Source organism: Mitsuokella multacida DSM 20544, from assembly GCF_000155955.1.
Classification (GTDB): Bacteria; Bacillota; Negativicutes; order Selenomonadales; family Selenomonadaceae; genus Mitsuokella; species Mitsuokella multacida.
Genome location: NZ_GG697142.2, coordinates 406,007 through 426,905 on the forward strand (window position 1 = coordinate 406,007; position 20,899 = coordinate 426,905).

The 20,899-nt window shown below is 61.5% G+C and carries 14 protein-coding genes, 1 tRNA gene and 1 other annotated feature; of the genes, 14 read left to right on the forward strand and 1 reads right to left on the reverse strand.

Annotation, left to right across the window (positions count from 1 at the left end):
* The first annotated feature begins 252 nt into the window (after nucleotides 1-252).
* Nucleotides 253-1,131 carry a glycine--tRNA ligase subunit alpha gene (gene glyQ / locus MITSMUL_RS08670; RefSeq protein WP_005841847.1) on the forward strand — a complete coding sequence of 293 codons (879 nt, stop codon included), beginning with the start codon at nucleotides 253-255 and terminating at the stop codon, nucleotides 1,129-1,131.
* Nucleotides 1,132-1,133: 2 nt separating this feature from the next.
* Entirely contained in the window at nucleotides 1,134-3,176 is a 2,043-nt protein-coding gene (gene glyS / locus MITSMUL_RS08675; protein WP_005841850.1) for a glycine--tRNA ligase subunit beta, read from the forward strand.
* A 117-nt stretch (nucleotides 3,177-3,293) separates the two neighbouring features.
* On the opposite strand, the gene MITSMUL_RS12755 is transcribed toward glyS, so the two are convergent.
* Nucleotides 3,294-3,899 (reverse strand): LptA/OstA family protein, encoded by a 606-nt coding sequence (locus tag MITSMUL_RS12755; protein WP_169627161.1) that lies wholly within the window; start codon nucleotides 3,897-3,899, stop codon nucleotides 3,294-3,296.
* A 222-nt stretch (nucleotides 3,900-4,121) separates the two neighbouring features.
* Between MITSMUL_RS12755 and MITSMUL_RS08685 the strand changes: the two genes are divergently transcribed.
* The 12 genes from MITSMUL_RS08685 to MITSMUL_RS08740 all read left to right on the forward strand — a co-directional run bounded on the left by MITSMUL_RS08685 (nucleotide 4,122) and on the right by MITSMUL_RS08740 (nucleotide 20,686).
* A complete protein-coding gene (locus tag MITSMUL_RS08685) occupies nucleotides 4,122-5,129 on the forward strand; it encodes a deoxyguanosinetriphosphate triphosphohydrolase (RefSeq protein WP_040636331.1) in 1,008 nt (335 codons plus the stop codon).
* Between the two features lie 276 nt (nucleotides 5,130-5,405).
* Nucleotides 5,406-7,184: a DNA primase gene (gene dnaG, locus MITSMUL_RS08690; protein ID WP_005841857.1), complete on the forward strand. Its 1,779-nt coding sequence runs from the start codon at nucleotides 5,406-5,408 to the stop codon at nucleotides 7,182-7,184.
* A gap of 47 nt (nucleotides 7,185-7,231) precedes the next feature.
* Nucleotides 7,232-8,353 (forward strand): RNA polymerase sigma factor RpoD, encoded by a 1,122-nt coding sequence (gene rpoD / locus MITSMUL_RS08695; protein ID WP_005841859.1) that lies wholly within the window; start codon nucleotides 7,232-7,234, stop codon nucleotides 8,351-8,353.
* A gap of 130 nt (nucleotides 8,354-8,483) precedes the next feature.
* Nucleotides 8,484-8,559: transfer RNA gene (locus MITSMUL_RS08700), tRNA-Asn, on the forward strand.
* Nucleotides 8,560-8,664: 105 nt separating this feature from the next.
* Nucleotides 8,665-9,354, forward strand: a complete 690-nt coding sequence (locus MITSMUL_RS08705) for a tRNA (adenine(22)-N(1))-methyltransferase (RefSeq protein WP_005841860.1) — start codon at nucleotides 8,665-8,667, stop codon at nucleotides 9,352-9,354.
* Nucleotides 9,348-10,154, forward strand: coding sequence for a Nif3-like dinuclear metal center hexameric protein (locus MITSMUL_RS08710; RefSeq protein ID WP_005841862.1), 807 nt, complete (start codon nucleotides 9,348-9,350; stop codon nucleotides 10,152-10,154). The genes MITSMUL_RS08705 and MITSMUL_RS08710 overlap by 7 nt, the downstream gene beginning before the upstream one ends.
* A gap of 51 nt (nucleotides 10,155-10,205) precedes the next feature.
* Nucleotides 10,206-11,147, forward strand: a complete 942-nt coding sequence (locus MITSMUL_RS08715; RefSeq protein ID WP_005841864.1) for a YitT family protein — start codon at nucleotides 10,206-10,208, stop codon at nucleotides 11,145-11,147.
* Nucleotides 11,148-11,194: 47 nt separating this feature from the next.
* Nucleotides 11,195-11,399 (forward strand) — a binding site (T-box leader).
* A 48-nt stretch (nucleotides 11,400-11,447) separates the two neighbouring features.
* On the forward strand, nucleotides 11,448-13,928 hold the full coding sequence (leuS, locus tag MITSMUL_RS08720) for a leucine--tRNA ligase (protein WP_005841866.1): 2,481 nt from the start codon (nucleotides 11,448-11,450) through the stop codon (nucleotides 13,926-13,928).
* A 160-nt stretch (nucleotides 13,929-14,088) separates the two neighbouring features.
* Entirely contained in the window at nucleotides 14,089-16,161 is a 2,073-nt protein-coding gene (uvrB, locus tag MITSMUL_RS08725) for an excinuclease ABC subunit UvrB (protein ID WP_050751666.1), read from the forward strand.
* 55 nt (nucleotides 16,162-16,216) lie between these two features.
* The gene (locus MITSMUL_RS08730) at nucleotides 16,217-17,398 is read left to right on the forward strand and encodes a multidrug effflux MFS transporter (protein WP_040636116.1); all 1,182 of its coding nucleotides are present in this window, start codon (nucleotides 16,217-16,219) and stop codon (nucleotides 17,396-17,398) included.
* Between the two features lie 28 nt (nucleotides 17,399-17,426).
* Nucleotides 17,427-20,261 (forward strand): excinuclease ABC subunit UvrA, encoded by a 2,835-nt coding sequence (gene uvrA / locus MITSMUL_RS08735; protein WP_005841872.1) that lies wholly within the window; start codon nucleotides 17,427-17,429, stop codon nucleotides 20,259-20,261.
* Nucleotides 20,262-20,353: 92 nt separating this feature from the next.
* Nucleotides 20,354-20,686 carry a hypothetical protein gene (locus tag MITSMUL_RS08740; protein ID WP_040636118.1) on the forward strand — a complete coding sequence of 111 codons (333 nt, stop codon included), beginning with the start codon at nucleotides 20,354-20,356 and terminating at the stop codon, nucleotides 20,684-20,686.
* The last annotated feature ends 213 nt before the right edge of the window (nucleotides 20,687-20,899 follow it).

Genomic DNA, 20,899 nt, shown 5'->3' on the forward strand with positions numbered 1-20,899 from the left:
AAGAGTAATCTCATCCTGCAGCGAGGCGGCGATGGTGCGAGGCCGCCCATGATCATGAATGTGAACATGAAATGAGATGAAAGGCGCTTCGGAGCATAATCCCATAATTTGAGCGGGCTTTCCTTTCGGAAGTCAATCAGGGTGGAACCGCGGTACTTGAAGACAAGTCTCGTCCCTGTAACGTTACGTTGCAGGAACGAGATTTTTATTTGTTCCTGTGGCAATAGACAATGGTGAAAAGGAGTTGTTCCCATGAAATTTCAGGAAATCATCCTGGCCCTGCAGAAATTCTGGTCGGAACAGGGCTGCATCCTGGCAGAACCGTATGATGTCGAGAAGGGCGCGGGCACGATGAATCCGTCGACATTCCTGCGCGTGCTTGGCCCGGAGCCCTGGCACGTCGCCTATGTCGAGCCGTCGCGCCGCCCGGCCGATGGCCGCTACGGCGATAACCCGAACCGCCTCTACCAGCACCACCAGTTCCAGGTCATCATGAAGCCGTCGCCGGACAACATCCAGGAGCTCTACCTCGAGAGCCTTGAGCGCCTCGGCATCGACCCGAAGCAGCACGACATCCGCTTTGTCGAGGACAACTGGGAGTCGCCGACGCTCGGCGCCTGGGGCCTCGGCTGGGAAGTCTGGCTCGACGGCATGGAGATCACGCAGTTCACGTATTTCCAGCAGGTCGGCAGTCAGGACATCAAGCCGGTCGCCTCGGAGATCACGTATGGCCTCGAGCGCCTCGCGATGTACATCCAGGGCGTCGAGAACGTCTACGACATCCAGTGGACGGACGATTACACGTACGGCGATGTTTTCCACCAGAATGAGTACGAGCAGTCGGTCTACGCCTTCGACCTCTCGGATGAGGCGCTGCTCTTCGACCTGTTCGACAAGTACGAGAAAGAGGCCGTGCGCGTCATCGACAAGGGCTATGTTCATCCGGCCTACGACTACGTGCTCAAGTGCTCGCATACGTTCAACCTGCTCGATGCACGTGGCGCCATCTCGGTCTCGCAGCGCGCTGCCTTCATCGGCCGCGTGAGAAAGCTCGCGCGTCTCTGCGCCGAGTGTTATCTGAAACAGCGTGAGGAGCTCGGCTATCCGATGCTCCACAGAGGGGAGAAGTGAGCATGGCTAAGGATCTGTTATTTGAAATCGGCACGGAAGAAGTTCCGGCCCACGTAATGCCGGGCACACTCGCCCAGCTCAAGGAGAATGCCGAGAAGGCATTCAAGGAGAACCGCATCGCCTTCAAGGCAGTCCGCACGCTCGGCACGCCGCGCCGCACGGCACTCATCGTCGAAGGCCTCGCGGAGAAGCAAGAAGATGTCGCGAGCGAGAACCGCGGCCCGTCCGTCAAGATCGCTTTCGACGCTGAGGGCAACCCGACGAAGGCGGCGCAGGGCTTTGCGCGCGGCCAGCACGTCGACCCGAAAGACCTCGTCGTCAAGGACGGCTACGTCTACGCTGAAGTCCACGAGGAAGGCCAGCCGACGGCCAAGATCCTCGAGACGCTGCTGCCGGAGCTCGTCTGCGGCCTCTCATTCCCGAACAACATGCGCTGGGGCAATCTCGACTTCAAGTTCATCCGCCCGATCCGCTGGTTCGTCGCGCTCTACGGAGCCGATGTCATCCCGTTCGAGCTCGCGAACGTCAAGTCGGGCCGCACGTCGCGCGGCCACCGCTTCCTCTCGCAGGGCGACTTTGAGATCGCCGATGCGAAGAGCTACGAGAAGGCCTGCGAGGAGAACTTCATCATCGTCGACCAGGACAAGCGCAAGCAGATGATCCGCGAGCAGATCGAGGCCGTCGCCAAGGCGAACGGCGGCCAGGCTGAGATCACGGAAGACCTCTTAGAAGAGGTCCTCTACCTCGTCGAGTACCCGACGGCGCTCTGCGGCAAGTTCGAGGAGAAGTACCTGCAGCTGCCGCCGGAGGCCGTCATCACGCCGATGCGCGACCATCAGCGCTACTTCCCGGTCAAGACGGCCGAGGGCAAGCTGCTGCCGCTCTTCATCACGGTTCGCAACGGCGGCAAGGAATACCTCGAGACGGTCCAGCACGGCAATGAGCGCGTCCTGCGCGCCCGTCTCGCCGATGCGCAGTTCTTCTTCGATGAAGACCGCAAGAAGACCCTCGAGGAGCACCGCGAGAAGCTCAAGACGGTCGTCTTCCAGCAGGGCCTCGGCACGATGTACGAGAAGACGGAGCGCCTTGAGAAGCTTGCCGATTTCATCGCCGATGCCATCGGCGCCGACGAGAAGGCCCACAAGCACGCGCGCCGCGCGGCCATCCTCTCGAAGGCTGACCTCGTCACGGGCATGGTCACGGAGTTCACGGAACTGCAGGGCATCATGGGCCGCGAGTACGCGAAGCTCGATGGCGAGTGCGAGAAAGTCGCCATCGCCATCGACGAGCACTACAAGCCGCGCTTTGCCGGCGACAGCCAGCCGCAGACGACGGCAGGCCGCATCGTGAGCCTGGCCGACAAGATCGACACGATCGTCGGCACCTTCAGCCTCGGCAAGATCCCGACGGGCTCCCAGGACCCGTTTGCGCTGCGCCGCCAGGCACTCGGCCTCGTCAACATGATTATCGAGGCCAAGTACCACCTGAGCCTTTCCGCCATCGTCGCCAAGGCCATGGACCTCTATGGCATCGAGGATGAGAAGGCCCGCGCGAAGATGCAGCAGGATGTGGCCGACTTCATCCGTCTGCGCCTCAAGAACGTCCTCGAGTCCATCCGTTACGACGTCGTCGACGCGGTCCTTGCCGATGTCGATGACATCTACGCCGTCGCCCTGCGCGCCAAGGCCGTCGCGGACTACGTGGCTTCCACGGATGCAGCCGCTGGCATCCAGGCGTTCGTGCGCGTGGCCAACCTCGCCAAGAAGGCAGAGTCCGCTGAAGTTTCGGCGGACCTCTTCCAGACAGATGCCGAGCGCAATCTCTTCGCCGCTTACGAGAAGGCCTCCGCTGCCGTCGCTTCGGAGTCGTATGCAGAGGCCATCACGGCACTCGCTGCACTCGCTGCTCCAATCGACACGTTCTTCGACGATGTCATGGTCATGGACAAGGATGAGAAGATCAAGAACAACCGCCTTGGCCTGCTCAAGAGCATCGACCAGCTCGTCAGCCGCATCGCCGACTTCACGAAGATTGTCCTCGCATAAGCCGCAAGCGGCCGCGCGAGTGCATGGCAACAAATAAAGAAGGACCTGACAGCCAGTCGGTGCTGGCTGTCAGGCCCTTCTTTTTGTTCTCTCGATGCGGCATCGGTGCGGTGCCGGTCAGACGATCTTGTTCTTACTGAAGTCGTACTCGACGTGGACGAAGACCTTCTCGCCGTCGCCGTCGATGTAGAGCACATGTCCGTCGAAGATGCCGAGTTTGTCCTGCCAGCGGTACTCGATGGAGTCGCTGTCGATGGCGAGACCGGGGCGCTTGAGCTTGCAGCGCGTGCCGAAGAAGAACGCCTGTCCTTCCAGGGGGCGCGCGTAGATGGCCTCGCTGCAGAACACGTTCTCGCCGTCGATGAGGCGGGCCGTGCCCTGCGTCCAGATGGTGCTGAGGTCGCTCGTGATCTGCGCTTCATCGGCCGTGATCAGGCGGTCGCCGAGGGTGATCCTCACCGTGCCGTGGCAGATGTAGCGGCCAGATTTCTCGTCGTACTGCACGGAGCGCGCCGATATGGCGGGGCGCTCGTCCTCCAGGAACGAGCTGACGGGATGCACCTCCGTGACATCCGTTACGGAAGTAGCAGATGTCGTGACGGGCTCTGTCACGGCCTTTGCTGCGGCGGGCGCTGTCGTGCTCGTCAGGAAAATCAGCAGGAGCGGCAGTGCTGCTCGGGGCAGGTCTTGCGTGATGTTTGCTAGTTGTCGAAATATAAGCAACAGGATCACCTCATTAAGATTCGCTGATTCTATTTTACTCCTGTCATGCCTATTTTGCAAAATCACAAGAAAAGAGCGGCAGGCGGCAGGAAATTCCGCATTGTGCGCGTAATATATAATTATATGATAAAAGAGCGTTTTTGTCATCTCTTGCCCGCCCATCTCCAAGCGATAGGCGTGATTTTTGAGACAAGAAGAGAGGAAAGGAGAGGGGGAATGGCTTTGAATATCCGGGAACGGACCGAGGCGCTTGAATATGAGTATCTTGCGCCCGAAGCAGCCAAGAGCCGCGAGGCCGGGCGCAAGCGGAAGGATGCGGAGTGCGCGCTGCGCACGAAGTTCCAGCGCGACAGGGACCGCATCCTGCACTCCAAATCCTTTCGGCGGCTCAAGCACAAGACGCAGGTCTACATCATGGCGGGCGACCACTACCGCACGCGCATGACACACAGCCTCGAGGTCGCGCAGATCTCGAGGACGATTGCGCGCGGCTTGCGCCTCAACGAGGACCTCGTCGAGGCGATCGCGCTCGGCCACGATGTCGGCCACACGCCGTTCGGGCATGCGGGCGAGTCCGTCATGGATGAGCTCACGGGCCATTTCGCCCACAATGAGCAGAGCCTGCGCGTCGTGGAATTCCTCGAGAAGGGCGGCAAGGGGCTCAATCTCACGTATGAGGTCAAGGATGGCATCGTCAACCACACGGGACCGCATCTGCCGAAGACACTCGAAGGGCGCATCGTGCGCACGGCAGACCGCATCGCCTACCTCACGCATGACTATGACGACAGCCTGCGCGCGGGCCTGCTGAAGGATGGCGACCTGCCCGCTGCGGTCTACGAGCGCTTCGGTCGGGACACCTCCTCGATGATCACGAGCATGGTGGCCGACATGATCGAGAGCTCGGCGGACCTTGCGGACATCCGCCAGTCGGACGAGGTGCGTGAGACCATGGACCTCTTCCGAAGCTTCATGTTCGAGCACATCTACCTGTCAGATGCGCTAGCGCACGAGCGCCGTCAGGCCGGCTTCATGCTGCGCCAGCTCTACGCCCACTTCCTCGAGCATCCTGAGGAGTTGCCGCAGGAGTTCTGCCAGCGCGAGGAGCGCTGGGGACGCGAGCAGACCGTGACGGATTACGTCGCGGGTCTGACGGACAGCTACGCCGTGCAGCTCTTCTCCGAGATCTTCATCCCGCCCGTCGGGCGCGTCATCCGCTACAGCCGCTAAGCGGCTGCTGTGCTGTCCTGTGCCCGCCGTGTGTGCGATGTGCGAGAAAATTTTCGGGATGAAAAAGGAAATCGGGAGTTTTTGCGGAATATATATCTGAAAAACCTGCGCAGAAGACGATCAAAGCGCTTTGTCAAGTGTCTCGAGACGTTTTTTTGAGTGCGCAGGAAGGTTTTTCGCAGATGGCAGCGAATATACTAAAGTACCCCTTTGATGCGCGCTTGGAGGCGGCATCGGGGGCCGGAAGTATGGAAGGATGGAATTCAATTGGAACGAATGCGGAATGAGGCGATGGAGGCCTTCGTCGAGCGCGTGAGTGAGCAGACGGATATCCTGCGCATCGTGCAGGGCTACGTGCCGCTCAAGCGCCGGGGCAATCGCTACTGGGGATGCTGCCCGTTCCATCAGGAGAAGACCGCATCCTTTTCTGTCCTACCCGACAAGGGCTTCTTCTACTGCTTCGGCTGTCATGCCGGCGGCAACGCGTTCAAGTTTCTTTCGCTTATCGAAAACATCTCGTATTTTGACGCGATCAAGCTGCAGGCAGAGAAGCTGGGCATCCCGCTGCCCGAGCGCAAGAGAAGCCCGCAGGAAGTCGCGCGGGACCGCGAGATACAGGACCTGCGCAAGGTCAATGAGCTCGCGCGCGACTTCTTCCACAACTGCCTGACGATGACGCGCATGGGCGAGCGGGGCAAGGCCTACTTCGCCGCGCGCGGCATCCGCCAGGAGACCATCGAGGAATTTCAGCTCGGCTACGCACCGCCTGCCTGGGATAAGTTGTCCACGGCTTTCCTCAAGCGTGGAATCAAGCAGGAGTTTTTGCTGGCAAGCGGTCTTTGTGCCGAGCGCAAGCAGGGAGGCGGCCTCTACGACCGCTTCCGCGGGCGCGTGATCATCCCGATTGCGGATGAGCGCGGGCGCGTCGTCGGCTTCGGCGGCCGCGTCCTCGATGATTCGACACCGAAGTATCTCAACACACCGGAGACCGTCCTCTTCAATAAGAGGAAGCTGCTCTTCGGCCTCGACCGCTCGCACCGCGCCATCCAGCAGGAGGGCCGGGCCATCGTCGTCGAGGGTTACATGGATGCGATATCGGTGTTCGACGCCGGCGTGCACAATGTGGTCGCATCGCTCGGCACGGCGTTCACGCCGGAGCATGCGAAGAAGCTCTTGCACTACGCACCGGAGATCTGCTTCTGCTACGACAGCGACGAGGCGGGGCAAAAGGCAACGATACGCGCACTGTCCATTGTGCGCGATACGGGGGCCCGCGTCCGCGTCATTGTCGTGCCAGACGGCAAGGACCCCGATGAGTTCATCCGCAAGCACGGGGCCGACGCCTTCCGGGCGCTCGTCGAGAAGGCACTGCCGCTCGTCGAGTACCGCCTGCGCTACGTCCTCTCGCATACGAATTACGACACGCTCGACGGCAAGGTCAAGGCACTCCATGAGATGATGCCGGTGCTCGCGGGCATCCGCGAGGCGGCCGTGCGCAGCGAGTATGAGCGGCGGCTCGCTCAGACGCTGATGCTCGACGAGGGCATCGTGCGTTCGGAGCTCCGCCACTACCGTCCCGAAGCGGAGGAAGCGGTGCGCCAGCCCATCCGCAAGGCCGTCGCGAAAGCGGATACGGCCCTCAGGAAGGCCGGCCGGCTCGTTATCCGCATGGCCTGGCAGGATGCCGCGGTGATCGCGCATCTTGAGACCATCGTGCCACTCGAGGGTATACGCGACCCCGCACAGCGCGAGATCCTGACCTTCCTCAAGGCAGCCGCAGAGGAAGGGCGCCCCGTGGATGATATGAGCGCCGCAACGCTCAGCGATGAGGCAGCCGCCGAGCTCTCCCGGTCGCTCGTCGAAGACCTCGGCGGGCGCGATGAGACCGAAGCTTACGATGATTCTCTACGGGTGCTCCGCAAGGCATATCTCAATGCCCTCTACACGGAGCACAGCCGCAAGGCGAATGAATATGCGCAGAACGGCCAGCATGAGGCCTGCCTGCAAGAATTGAATGAGGTAAATAAGATCAAACATGAAATGGATGAATGGTAACTCACTTGGTAAAAGATGGATGGAACGTGTGGAAAGGAGGCAGTCGAATGGCTGAAACAAAGACAGCAAAAGCTGCCGGCAAGGGCCGCAGTTCTGAGATAGTGGAGGGTCTTCTCGCCAAGGGAAAGAAGAATGGGGGTACCCTGACATATGGGGAACTCATCGATGCACTGCAGAAGCAGGCTCTCTCTCCAGATGAAATCGACACCATGTATGATACCTTCAGCAAGCGTGGTATCGAGATCGTCGACGATTCGCAGGACAATTCCAGCGATGACGATGTGGATATCGATAAATCCGACGAGGACGTCGAGATTGACCTCTCCGTGCCGGAGGGCGTCAGCATCGACGACCCGGTGCGCATGTACCTCAAGGAGATCGGCCGCGTGCCTCTGTTGACAGCAGAGGAAGAAGTCGCCCTCGCTAAGCGCATGGAAGCCGGCGATGAAGAGGCGCAGAAACGCCTGGCTGAGGCCAACCTGCGCCTCGTCGTCAGCATCGCGAAGCGCTATGTCGGCCGCGGCATGCTCTTCCTCGACCTCATCCAGGAGGGCAATCTCGGCCTCATCAAGGCGGTCGAGAAGTTCGACTACAACAAGGGCTACAAGTTCAGTACGTATGCGACCTGGTGGATCCGTCAGGCCATCACGCGCGCGATCGCAGACCAGGCCCGCACCATCCGCATCCCGGTGCACATGGTGGAGACCATCAACAAGCTCATCCGCGTCTCGCGTCAGCTGCTGCAGCAGCTCGGCCGCGAACCGACCCCGGAGGAGATCGCGAAGGAGATGGAGATCGGCGTCGACCGCGTGCGCGAGATCATGAAGATCGCGCAGGAGCCAGTCTCCCTCGAGACGCCGATTGGCGAAGAGGAGGACTCGCATCTCGGCGACTTCATCGAGGACCAGGATGCACCGGCCCCGGCCGATGCCGCGTCCTTCATGCTGCTCAAGGAACAGCTCGAGGATGTCCTCGACACCCTGACGCCGCGCGAGGAGAAAGTCCTGCGCCTGCGCTTCGGCCTCGACGATGGTCGCGCGCGCACACTTGAGGAAGTCGGCCAGAACTTCGGCGTCACGCGCGAGCGCATCCGCCAGATCGAAGCCAAGGCCCTGCGCAAGCTGCGCCATCCGAGCCGTAGCCGCAAGCTCAAGGATTTCTTAGACTGATTGCTGAAGACCAGAGTGCCAGCCACTCTGGCTTTCTTTTTGTCAGTCCGCAAAAAAAATTGCATCCGGATGAAAAAAAGGTGTTGACAAATGGAGCAGCACTCTCTATAATAATATATGTTGTTGATATTCCTCGATAGCTCAGCCGGTAGAGCACCTGACTGTTAATCAGGCTGTCGCAGGTTCGAATCCTGCTCGAGGAGCCAATTGGACATCCAGGGTGTAACGCTTGTTACACCCTTTTTCTTGTATTGTAATCAAAATGAGATAGAATGTAGAAAGATGGATGGAATGACTGGGGAGGGATTTTCATGAAGCTGGGAGACCGCTTGCAGGCACTGGCTGACTTCGTACCGCAGGGCAGCCGCGTGGCGGATATCGGCACGGACCACGGCTACCTCGCGGTGGAACTCGTGAAGTCGGGCAAGGCGAAGTTCGTCGTGGCGAGCGACAAGAACGCGGGCCCTTATGAGGCGGCCGTGCGCACCGTCCGCGAGAATGGCCTGACAGACGAGCGCATCTCCGTGCGCCTCGGCGACGGCCTGAAGAGCCTGAAGCCCGGGGAAGTCGACACGGTCTGCATTGCCGGCATGGGCGGCACGCTGATGGTCGAGATCCTCGAGGGCTCGCCTGAAGTCGTCGAGAAGCTCGAGACGCTTGTCCTGCAGCCGCAGAGCGCGGCGGCAGACCTGCGCCGCTGGCTCTACCGCAAGCGCTGGTACATCGAAGATGAGTCGCTCGCGCTCGATGATGGCCGCATCTACGAGATCATCAAGGCCAAGCGCGGCCGGCGCAAGATGCCGGAGCCGCTGCTCCTGGAAATCGGACCCGTCCTCTGGCAGAAGAAGCCGCCTCTCCTGCGCCATCACATCGAGGCCCTGCTCTTCCAGGAGCGCCGCGTCGCGGCGGGCATGGAGAAGAGCGAGGCCGCGAAGAAGTCGAAGAAGTATCAGGCGGTCATCCGCCATATCAAGGAATTGGGGGAGCATCTGTCATGGTGAAATGTCAAGTTGTCATGGATGCGCTGGAGCGCATCGCGCCACATCATCTCGCAGAGGATTGGGATAATCCGGGCCTGCTCGTCGGCAGCCCGGATAGGCAGGTCAGCCGCATCCTCGTCGCGCTCGACGTCAGCGACACGGTCGTGCGCCAGGCGGTACACGAGGGAGCGGAGATGATCGTCGCGCACCACCCGCTGCTCTTCAAGCCCATCAAGAAGATCCGCACGGATGAGCCGCTCGGCCACCGCCTGCAGGTTCTCTTGCAGCACGACATCGCCGTGGCCGCAGCTCACACGAATCTCGACATCGCCCGCGGCGGCGTCAACGATGTGCTCGCCGAGGCCATCGGTCTCTCGAAGCTCTCGAGCTTCGTCATCACGCAGCAGGCGGAAAGCGGCCAGACCGAGAGCCTCGGCCGCATCGGCACGCTGCCGCAGCCGATGGCAATCCGCGACTTTGCCGAGCAGGTCCGCAAGGCCCTGCCGACGGAGCACGTGCGCTTCGTCGATGCCGGCAGCCGCCCCGTGCGCAAGGTCGCGCTCTGCAGCGGCGCCGGTGCGGAGTTCATCGCCAAGGCCGCCGCGATGGGGGCCGATGCCTACGTTACGGGCGATGTGCGCTACCACGATGCGCAGCACGCGGCGGAGCTCGGCATGCACGTCATCGACGCCGGCCACTTCGGCACGGAGTTCCCCGTCGTCGCTTCGCTTGCGGAGCGCCTGCGCGAGGAGCTGCGCGGCGAGGGACACGTCGAGGTCATCGCCGACCGCGAGTCGAAGGACTTCTTCTCGCTGGCCTGACCCTTTGACCGTAGCCCTGCATCTCTGCGCTCAAGCGCGAAAGGATACCCTATGAATCAGAATCTCTGGCGCAAGCATGCCATGCGCTACCTCCAGATCACAATCGGCTGCCTGCTCGTCTGCCTCGGCTTCAACCTGTTCCTGATACCGGCACACCTCCTGACGGGCGGCATCAGCGGCGTGGCCCTGATCATCTACTACCTGACCGACCTGCCCGTCGGCATGCAGAACCTCGTCTACAACCTGCCGATCCTCTACCTCGCTTACCGCGTCTTCGGCCGGCTCTATGCCGTCGACACCATCTTCGGCACGGTCGCCCTGTCGGTCATCCTCGATGCGACGCACTTCCTCGTCGACTGGTCCATCTGTGCCGACCCGATGCTCAACTCCATCTTCGGCGGTGTGCTCGCCGGTGTCGGCTTCGGCATGGTCTTCCGCGCCAATGCCAATACGGGCGGACTCGACGTCATTGCGGCCGTAACCAAGAAGTACTACTCGCTCGACGTCGGCACAGTCGTCTTCATCCTGAACTTCCTGATCATCATGGGCTCGGTCGCCCTGTTTGGCATGGAGGTCGCGCTCTTCAGCATCGTCTCCATCTACGTGACGGCGGAGCTGACGAACCGCGTGGCCGCCGGCCTCAACCGCGAGAAGTCCATCTTCATCGTCTCACCGCAGGCCAAGGCCATCTGCAGCGACATCATGGAGAACGTGCACCGCGGCGCGACGTTCATCGACGGCCGCGGCGGTTTCGCCGAGGAGCCGAAGAACATCCTGTTCGTCGTCGTGAGCCTCACGCAGGTCAGCCGCGTCAAGACCATCGTCGCCCATCACGACCCGCAGGCCTTCATGATCGTCTCCGACACGTCGGAGGTGTCGGGCAAGGGCTTCACGCTCGCCTGTGAGAGTTACGAGGACGCGCGCCGCAAGTGGCAGCAGACGCACGAGAAGCAGCTCGAGTTCGAGCAGCTGCACGGGAAGCGCGAGAAGTAGTTGACGATGCGCGAAATCCCCGCTATAATAAGACCATATGTAAACACGTAAATCCGAGGATGCAGAGCATTAGGTGTGGAACGTCTCAAGAGAGCCGGCGGCAGCTGAGAGCCGGTGACGAGAAGCGCTGAACTCACTGCGGAGGAGCGGCCGGGGCGCCTTCGGGCAAAACGGTCGACGCCTGCCACGTTACGGCACCGAGAGGATGCGCATGCATCAAGCAGGGTGGTACCGCGAATCATCGTCCCTGACCGTCAGCAATGACGGTCGGGGACTTTTTTAGTTTAGGAGGCAGTCAGCATGGAAAGATATTCGCCGCAGGACATCGAGGCAAAATGGCAGAAGAAGTGGGAAGAGGGCAAGGTCTACAAGACGGAAGCCGACCCGGACCGCCCGAAGTACTACGCGCTCGAGATGTTCCCGTATCCGTCGGGCAACCTGCACATGGGCCATGTGCGCAACTACGCCATCGGCGACGTCATGGCGCGCTACAAGACGATGGAGGGCTTCAACGTCCTGCATCCGATGGGTTTCGACTCCTTCGGCATGCCGGCTGAGAACGCCGCCATCAAGCACGGCGTCAAGCCGGCCGACTGGACGTACAGCAACATCGAGAACATGGAGAAGCAGCAGAAGAAGCTCGGCCTCTCCTACGACTGGGACCGCGAGGTCAAGACGTGCGACCCCTCGTACTACAAGTGGACACAGTGGCTCTTCGAGCTCTTCTACAAGCGCGGCCTCGCCTACAAGAAGAAGGCGTCGGTCAACTGGTGCGACACCTGCGGCACGGTGCTTGCGAATGAGCAGGTCATCGACGGCAAGTGCTGGCGCTGCGACCACGAGGTCCACAAGAAGGACCTCTCGCAGTGGTTCCTCAAGATCACGGACTACGCTGATGTGCTGCTGAAGGACCTCGACAAGCTCAAGGGCTGGCCGGAGCGCGTCAAGACGATGCAGGACAACTGGATCGGCCGCAGCGAAGGTCTTGAGTTCAACCTCGAGGCACCGGAGCTCGGCACAACGATTGCCGCCTACACGACGCGCCCCGATACGGTCTACGGCATCACGTTCCTCGCGCTCGCTGCCGAGCATCCGCTCGTCGACAAGATCTGCGAGAACAACCCAAAGGCTGAGGAGATCCAGGCGTTCGTCAAGCGCACGCGCAACCAGAGCGAGATCGAGCGCACGTCGAGCGAGTCCGAGAAGGAAGGCATCTTCACGGGCGCTTACTGCATCAACCCGTTCAACGGCAAGAAGGTGCAGATCTGGGTCACGAACTACGTCCTCGCCGACTACGGCACAGGCGCCGTCATCGGTGTGCCGTCCGAGGATTCGCGTGACTGGATGTTCGCGACGAAGTACGACATCCCGAAGATCATCACGCTGCAGCCGCGCGACCATGAGCTCAAGCTCGAGGAGATGACGGAGGCCTACACGGATAAGGACGGCGTGCTCGTCAACTCCGCGGAGTTCACGGGTATGGACATCAAGGCCGCGATGAAGGGCATCATGGACAAGGCCGAGAAGGAAGGCTTTGGCAAGCGCCGCGTCAACTTCCGCCTGCGTGACTGGCTGATCTCGCGCCAGCGCTACTGGGGCGCGCCGATCCCGGTCATCAACTGCCCGCACTGCGGCGAAGTGCTCGTGCCGGAGAAAGACCTGCCGGTCATGCTGCCGGAGGATGTCTCGTTTGACCAGGGCTCGCTCTCGCCGCTCGCATCGAGCGAGAGCTTCGTCCACTGCAAGTGCCCGAAGTGCGGCGCCGATGCGACGCGCGAGACGGACACGATGGATACCTTCATCTGCTCCTCGTGGTACTACCTGCGCTATACGGATCCGCACAACGACAAGGAGCCGTTCGCCAAGGACAAGGTCAACTACTGGGCGCCTGTCGACCAGTACATCGGCGGCATCGAGCATGCCATCCTGCACCTCCTGTACTCGCGCTTCTTCACGAAGGTCCTGCATGACGCCGGCCTCGTTGACTTCGATGAGCCGTTCACGAACCTCCTGACGCAGGGCATGGTCCTCAAGGACGGCTCGAAGATGTCGAAGTCGAAGGGCAACGTCGTCTCGCCAGAGGAGATCATCGCGAAGTACGGCGCCGACACGGCCCGCCTCTTCATCCTGTTCGCCGCACCGGTCGACCGTGACCTCGAGTGGAGCGACCAGGGCGTCGAGGGCTCCTACCGCTTCCTCAACCGCGTCTGGCGCATCCTCGGCCACTTCGAGGAGGCCATCAAGTCGGGCAAGGCAGATTATGATACTTCGAAGCTCACAAAGGAAGAGAAGGACCTGCGCCGCATCCTGCACGTGACGATCCGCAAGGTCACGGAAGACGTCCGCGACCGCTTCATGTTCAACACGGCCGTCTCGTCCATCATGGAGCTCGTCAACGCACTCTACGCCTTCCAGGACAAGGACCTCAAGGCCGGCCTCGCGCGCGAGGTCGCCGAGAACCTCATCAAGCTCCTCGCACCGTTTGCGCCGCACATCACGGAAGAGCTCTGGAGCCGCCTGTTTGCTGGCCAGGGCAGCGTCCATCAGCAGAAGTGGCCGACCTACGACGAGGCTGCCACGAAGCTCGCGGAGATCGAGATCGTCCTGCAGATCAACGGTAAGGTCCGCGACAAGATCACGATCCCCGCCGACACCGACCGCGCGGGCATGCAGGAGATCGCCATGGGCCTGCCGCGCACGCAGGAACTCACGGCCGGCAAGACGATCGTCAAGGTCATCTGCGTGCCGAAGAAGCTCGTCAACATCGTCGTCAAGGGCTGATAGAATCGCATATAGTTGCACGAGAAAAATCCACTGCCATGATCATCATGGGCGGTGGATTTTTTCGAAATGGACGTATATAATAGAGGTACATGTCGCTAATGGATAATGTTTTTTGATTAGATTATGATTAATGGTAAGGATATGGGAGGGGAATCGCATGGCCATGGTGCCGAAACTCAATACGATGCATTTTGACGAGGAGAGGCCTTTTGAGGTCGTGGCGCCATTTGAGCCGATGGGCGATCAGCCGCAGGCCATCGCGGAGCTCGCGGCCGGTGTCGAGAACGGCCAGCAGGCGCAGGTCCTCTTGGGCGCGACGGGCACGGGCAAGACGTACACGATCGCCAAGGTCATCGAGAAGGTGCAGAAGCCGACGCTCGTCATCGCCCACAACAAGACACTGGCCGCGCAGCTCGCGAGCGAGTTCAAGGCGTTCTTCCCGAACAACTACGTCGGCTACTTCGTCAGTTACTACGACTTCTACCAGCCGGAGGCCTACATCGCCTCGACGGACACCTACATCGAGAAGGACGCCTCTATCAACGACGAGATCGATGAGCTGCGCCACAGCGCGACGTGCTCGCTTTTCGAGCGGCGCGACGTCATCATCGTCGCGTCCGTCTCCTGCATCTACGGCTTGGGTTCTCCGGAGAGCTACCACGAGATGGTGCTCTCTTTGCACAAGGGGCAGATCGTCGATAGAGACGCAATCCTCAAGAAGCTCGTCTCCATCCGCTACGAGCGCAACGATGTTGCGTTCGAGCGTGGTCAGTTCCGCGTGCGCGGCGATGTCATCGAGGTCTTCCCGGCCGGCTACAACAACCGCGCCGTGCGCATCGAGCTCTTCGGCGACGAGGTCGACCGCATCGTCGAGTTCGACGTCGTGACGGGGGAGGTCTACGGCGAGCGCACGCACTCGATGGTCTTCCCGGCCTCGCATTACGTGACGGAGGACGAGGACCTCAAGATCGCGATGAAGGACATCGAGGCGGAAATGGAGGAGCAGGTCAAGAAATTCAAGGCGGAGGGCAAGCTCATCGAGGCGCAGCGCATCGAGCAGCGCACGCGCTACGACCTCGAGATGATGCAGGAGATGGGCTACTGCTCGGGCATCGAGAACTACTCGCGCCACCTGACGCACCGCAAGGCCGGCGAGGCGCCTTACACGCTGCTCGACTACTTCCCCGAAGACTTCCTCATCGTCATGGATGAGTCGCATGTGACGTTGCCGCAGCTCCACGCGATGTACGCCGGTGACCGCAGCCGCAAGGTCTCGCTCGTCGAGAACGGCTTCCGGCTGCCGTCGGCCTTCGACAACCGCCCGCTGACCTTCGAGGAGTTCGCTGCGCGCATCAACCAGATCATCTACGTCTCGGCGACGCCGGGCAAGTACGAGCTCGAGCAGGCCCAGCAGGTCGCGCAGCAGATCATTCGCCCGACGGGCCTCCTCGACCCTGAGATCGAGGTCCGGCCGCTCGAGGGCCAGATCGACGACCTGCTCGCCGAGATCAAGGTCCGCATCGAGCGCAACGAGCGCGTGCTCGTCACGACGCTGACGAAGAAGATGGCGGAGAACCTGACCGACTACTTCACGGAGGTCGGCGTCAAGGTCCGCTACCTGCACTCGGACATTGCGACGATCGAGCGCGCCGAGATCATCCACGACCTGCGCGCTGGCGAGTTCGACGTGCTCGTCGGCATCAACCTCTTGCGCGAGGGCCTCGACATGCCGGAAGTCTCGTTGATCGCCATCCTCGATGCCGACAAGGAGGGCTTCCTGCGCTCCGACACGTCACTCATCCAGATCATCGGCCGTGCGGCGCGCAATGCGCGCGGCCATGTCATCATGTACGCCGACCGCATCACTGACTCGATGAAGCGCGCCATCGACGAGACGGCGCGCCGCCGCGAGATACAGGATGGCTACAACAAGGCGCATGGCATCACGCCGAAGACGATCGTCAAGCCCATCAAGCCGCTGATCGAGACGACGCTCGTCGCCGAGTCGGGTGGCAAGTACGAGGTCAAGAAGGGCAGCAAGAAGAAGCTGACCAAGAAGGATAGGGAGAACCTCATCAAGACGTTGACGCGCGAGATGCAGCAGGCCTCGCGTGCGCTCGAGTTCGAGCGCGCGGCAGAGCTTCGCGACATGATCCTCGAGCTCGATGGCAGCCTGCCGGGGGCCAAAGCCTCCGCATCGCCCAAGGCGAAACGAGCCAAAAAGAAATGATAGGTAAATCGAGATAAAAAAGTAAGTCCAGGCAATTTGAGGAAGGAAGATTTTTTTGAGATTGAGTCCAAAGCAGAAACTATTCTTGACGGTGTTTCTCGGCATCATGACCGCGATGGCGCCGCTGTCCACTGACATGTATCTGCCGGCCTTGCCGGAGCTCGGTGGGGACTTCGGCATCTCGGCGTCGCTGACGCAGCTGACCCTGACCATGACGATGCTCGGCATGGCCTTCGGCCAGATCTTCATGGGACCGCTGTCGGACCGCTTCGGCCGCAAGCTGCCGCTGCTCGTCGGCATGATTGTCTTCACGGCGGCGAGCGCTGGCGCCTGCCTGTCGGAGAACATCACGACCTTCCTCGTCTTCCGCTTCCTGCAGGGCTTCAGCGGCGCGAGCGGTATCGTCATCGCCCGCGCCATCGCGCGCGACGTGGCCGAGGGGCCGGAGCTCACGCGCTTCTTTGCCATCCTGATGCTCGTCAACGGTCTCGCACCGATTGCCGCGCCGGTCATCGGCGGTCAGATCCTGCGCTTCACGAGCTGGCGCGGCATCTTTGCCCTCTTGGTGATTGTCGGCATTGCGCAGTTCGTCTCAACGGTGATCTACCGCGAGACGCTCAAGAAAGAGGAGCGCCAGCAGAGCATCGCCAAGTCCTTCGCGAAGTTCCCGCAGCTCCTGCGCGACCGCTACTTCCTCGGCCACTGCCTGCTGCAGCTCTTCTTCTTCGGCTCGTTCTTCTCGTACATCGGCGGCAGCTCCTTCGTCTTCCAGAACGTCTACCACGTCTCGGCGCAGACGTACAGCCTGATCTTCGGCGGCATCGGCATTGGCCTGCTCGTCGCCGGCACCGTGCCCGCGCACTTTGCCGGCCGCGTGCCGGACGAGAAGCTGCTCTCTGTATCGCTTCGCATCCCGCTCGTCGGCGCTGTGCTGCTGCTCGCAGGCTTCCTGCTGCACGCGCCGCTTCTCTACACGCTGCTCGTCCTCTTCGTGACCATCGTGCCGCTTTCCGTCATGGGCACGGCGAGCTTCTCGCTCGCGCTCTCGCGCCAGGGCAAGAGTGCCGGCTCGGCCAGCGCGCTCTTGGGTTTCAGCCAGATGATCCTCGGCGGCGTCATGATGCCGCTGACGGGCATCGCCGGCGACAGCAACCCGCTGCCGATGGCCATCCTGATGCTCGCGGGCTATGTCCTCAGTGAGATCGTCTACCGCGCGATGATCCGCAGCAGGGTCTGAGCATATTCGATAAAAAAGGAAAACAATCATGGAAAAATACATTCGCATCAAGGGTGCGCGTGCGCACAACCTCAAGAACATCGATGTCAACATCCCGCGCGACAAGCTCGTCGTCATCACAGGCCTCTCGGGCTCGGGCAAGTCGTCGCTGGCCTTCGATACGATCTACGCAGAAGGCCAGCGCCGCTACGTCGAGTCGCTCTCGTCGTACGCGCGCCAGTTCCTCGGCCAGATGGACAAGCCGGACGTCGACCAGATCGACGGCCTCTCGCCGGCCATCTCGATTGACCAGAAGACGACGAGCCACAACCCGCGCTCGACGGTCGGTACAGTCACGGAGATTTACGACTACCTGCGCCTGCTGTTTGCGCGCGCCGGCCATCCGCACTGCCCGAAGTGCGGCAAGCCCATCACGCAGCAGTCGGTCGACCAGATGATCGACCAGATCCGCGAGCTGCCGGAGCGCACGAAGCTGCTCGTCATGGCGCAGGTCGTGCGCGGCAAGAAGGGCGAACACAAGAAGGTCCTCGCACACATCCGCCACGAAGGTTATGTACGCGTGCGCATCGACGGCGAGGTCATGGACATCGGCGAGGACATCCAGCTCGAGAAGAACAAGAAGCACACGATCGAGGTCGTCATCGACCGCCTCGTCGTGCGCGAGGGAATGGAATCGCGCCTGGCCGACTCCCTGGAGACGGCGCTGAAGCTCGGCGAGGGCGTCGCCTACGTGCAGATCGTCGACGGCGAGCTCTTGATGTTCAGCGAGAATTTCGCCTGCGTCGACTGCGGCATCAGCCTGCCCGAGATCACGCCGCGCATGTTCTCGTTCAACAACCCCTACGGCGCCTGCCCCGTCTGCATGGGCCTCGGCAGCCATATGGAGTTCGACGAGGAGCTCGTCCTGCCTGACCCGACCCTGAGTGTGGGCGGCGGCGTCTTTGCACCGCTCTCGAAGAATCTGCACTCGTACGCGATGTGCGTGATGAAGGCCATCCTCGAGAAGCGCGGCTACAGCCTCGAGACGCCGTGGCAGGAAATCGACAAGAAGACGCAGCAGGTCCTGCTCTACGGCTCGGGCGAGGAGCGTTTCACCTTCCGCTACACGAACATGTTCGGTGAGGACAAAGAGTACTTCGTGCCGTTCGAGGGCGTTATGCCGCTGCTCGCGCGCCGCTACCACGAGACGGACAGCGACGAGATGCGCGAGTCGTACGAGAACTACATGACCGAGATTCCCTGCAAGGCGTGCCACGGCGCGCGCTTGAAGCCTGAGACGCTCGCCGTCACGGTCGGCGGCAAGAACATCGATGAGGTCACGCGCATGACGATCCGCGAGGCCGACGCTTTCTTCACGCATCTCACGCTGACGCCGCGCGAGATGAAGATCGCGGCGCAGATCCTCAAGGAGATCCACGCGCGCCTGCATTTCCTGCTCGATGTCGGCCTCGACTACCTGACGCTCTCGCGCTCGGCGGGCACCTTGTCGGGCGGCGAGGCGCAGCGCATCCGCCTCGCGACGCAGATCGGCTCGGGTCTGCAGGGCGTGCTCTACGTGCTCGACGAGCCGAGCATCGGCCTGCACCAGCGCGACAACAACCGCCTGCTCGCGACGCTCAAGCACCTGCGCGACCTCGGCAACACCCTGATCGTCGTCGAGCACGACGAGGACACGATGTACGCGGCCGACCACATCATCGACATCGGCCCGGGCGCCGGCGCGAACGGCGGCCGCGTCGTCGCCGAGGGCACGGCGGAGGAGATCAAGAAGAACCCCGACTCCATCACGGGCGCCTACCTCTCGCGCCGCAAGTTCATCCCCGTTCCCGCGAAGCGCCGACCAGGGAACGGCAAGTTCATCGAGGTCGTCGGCGCAGCTGAGAACAACCTCAAGGACCTGACGGTCAAGTTCCCGCTCGGCACCCTGACGCTCGTCACAGGCGTCTCGGGCTCGGGCAAGTCGACGCTCGTCAACGAGATCCTCTACAAGGGCATCGCCTCGCGCCTCTACCACGCGAAGGGCAAGCCGGGCAAACACAAGAAGATCAAGGGACTCGAGAACATCGACAAGATCATCGACATCGACCAGCAGCCGATCGGCCGCACGCCGCGCTCGAATCCGGCGACGTACACGGGTGTCTTCGACGCGATTCGCGAGCTCTTCAGCCAGACGAGCGAGGCGCGCATGCGCGGCTACAAGGCCGGCCGCTTCAGCTTCAACGTCAAGGGCGGCCGCTGTGAGGCCTGCAAGGGCGACGGCATCCTCAAGATCGAGATGCACTTCCTGCCCGACGTCTATGTGCCCTGCGAGGTCTGCAAGGGCGCGCGCTACAACCGCGAGACGCTCGAGGTCCGCTACAAGGGCAAGAACATCTCTGAAGTGCTTGACATGACGATCGACGAGGCCGTGGAGTTCTTCGCCAACGTGCCGCGCATCGCGCGCAAGCTCCAGATCATCCAGGACGTCGGCCTCGGCTACATCAAGCTCGGTCAGCCGGCGACGACGCTCTCGGGCGGCGAGGCGCAGCGCGTCAAGCTCGCGACGGAGCTCTCGCGGCGCTCGACGGGCAAGACGCTCTACATCCTCGACGAGCCGACGACGGGCCTGCACACGGCCGACATCCACAAGCTATTAGACATCCTGCAGCGCCTCGTCGCAGGCGGCGACACCGTCGTCGTCATCGAGCACAACCTCGACGTCATCAAGACGGCCGACTACATCATCGACCTCGGCCCCGAGGGGGGCGACAAGGGCGGTACCGTCGTCGCGACAGGCCGTCCCGAGGACATCGTCATCGTCAAGGTGCCTGCGTCGTACACGGGCAAGTTCCTCAGGCCACTGCTCGAAGAGAAGAACGCTTGAACGAAATTGCATCTTGCGAATGGCGGGACTTCTCCCTATAATGAAGGTGAATGAAGGAAATAGAAAGAAATTCTCAGGAAGGGGGAGTTTTCATGGATAGCTTGAAGGGATTCCTGGCGGCTCTCGCGGGCATCGGCGTCGCGCTTGGCGGCACACTCTTTGTCATCGTAGCAGCGCTCGTCATCATCGGCCTGTTCTTCACGGGCATCTTCGCGATGATCGGCCTGTCCATCACGATGCTGGCCATCGCCATCGAAGTCGGCCTCGCGTACATCGTCGGTTGCATCATCCATTACATCGCCCTGCGCGTGCTCGGCTGGCTCTACGATGTGACGCATATCGGCTGGCTTGCCGATTACTACCACCGCAACACAGCGGCCGTCGTCATCGCCGTCGCCGGTGTTCTCTGGATCTGGTTTGGGTGACCCTATAAATGCCCCGGCTCATAGGAGCGGGGGTTTTTTCTTTTTTGGAGTGTGTTTTTTCAATGGATATTTCGTTGTTTCAGCTCGTCATCATCTGCGCGACGATTGCGGTCGTCCTGGGCTTCGGCATCCGGGCTGCGCGCTCGGTCCACTCGACGAAGGGCTTCAGCGTCGGCGGGCGCTCGGCCGGCGTGCCGCTCGTCGCGGGCGGCA

Bases quoted from the DNA above. Each gene is read 5' to 3' on its own strand.
- glyQ (WP_005841847.1), top strand. From the start codon at position 253: ATGAAATTTCAGGAAATCATCCTGGCCCTGCAGAAATTCTGGTCGGAA.
- glyS (WP_005841850.1), top strand. From the start codon at position 1,134: ATGGCTAAGGATCTGTTATTTGAAATCGGCACGGAAGAAGTTCCGGCC.
- dnaG (WP_005841857.1), top strand. From the start codon at position 5,406: ATGCGGAATGAGGCGATGGAGGCCTTCGTCGAGCGCGTGAGTGAGCAG.
- rpoD (WP_005841859.1), top strand. From the start codon at position 7,232: ATGGCTGAAACAAAGACAGCAAAAGCTGCCGGCAAGGGCCGCAGTTCT.
- MITSMUL_RS08705 (WP_005841860.1), top strand. From the start codon at position 8,665: ATGAAGCTGGGAGACCGCTTGCAGGCACTGGCTGACTTCGTACCGCAG.
- MITSMUL_RS08710 (WP_005841862.1), top strand. From the start codon at position 9,348: ATGGTGAAATGTCAAGTTGTCATGGATGCGCTGGAGCGCATCGCGCCA.
- MITSMUL_RS08715 (WP_005841864.1), top strand. From the start codon at position 10,206: ATGAATCAGAATCTCTGGCGCAAGCATGCCATGCGCTACCTCCAGATC.
- leuS (WP_005841866.1), top strand. From the start codon at position 11,448: ATGGAAAGATATTCGCCGCAGGACATCGAGGCAAAATGGCAGAAGAAG.
- uvrB (WP_050751666.1), top strand. From the start codon at position 14,089: ATGGCCATGGTGCCGAAACTCAATACGATGCATTTTGACGAGGAGAGG.
- uvrA (WP_005841872.1), top strand. From the start codon at position 17,427: ATGGAAAAATACATTCGCATCAAGGGTGCGCGTGCGCACAACCTCAAG.
- MITSMUL_RS08740 (WP_040636118.1), top strand. From the start codon at position 20,354: ATGGATAGCTTGAAGGGATTCCTGGCGGCTCTCGCGGGCATCGGCGTC.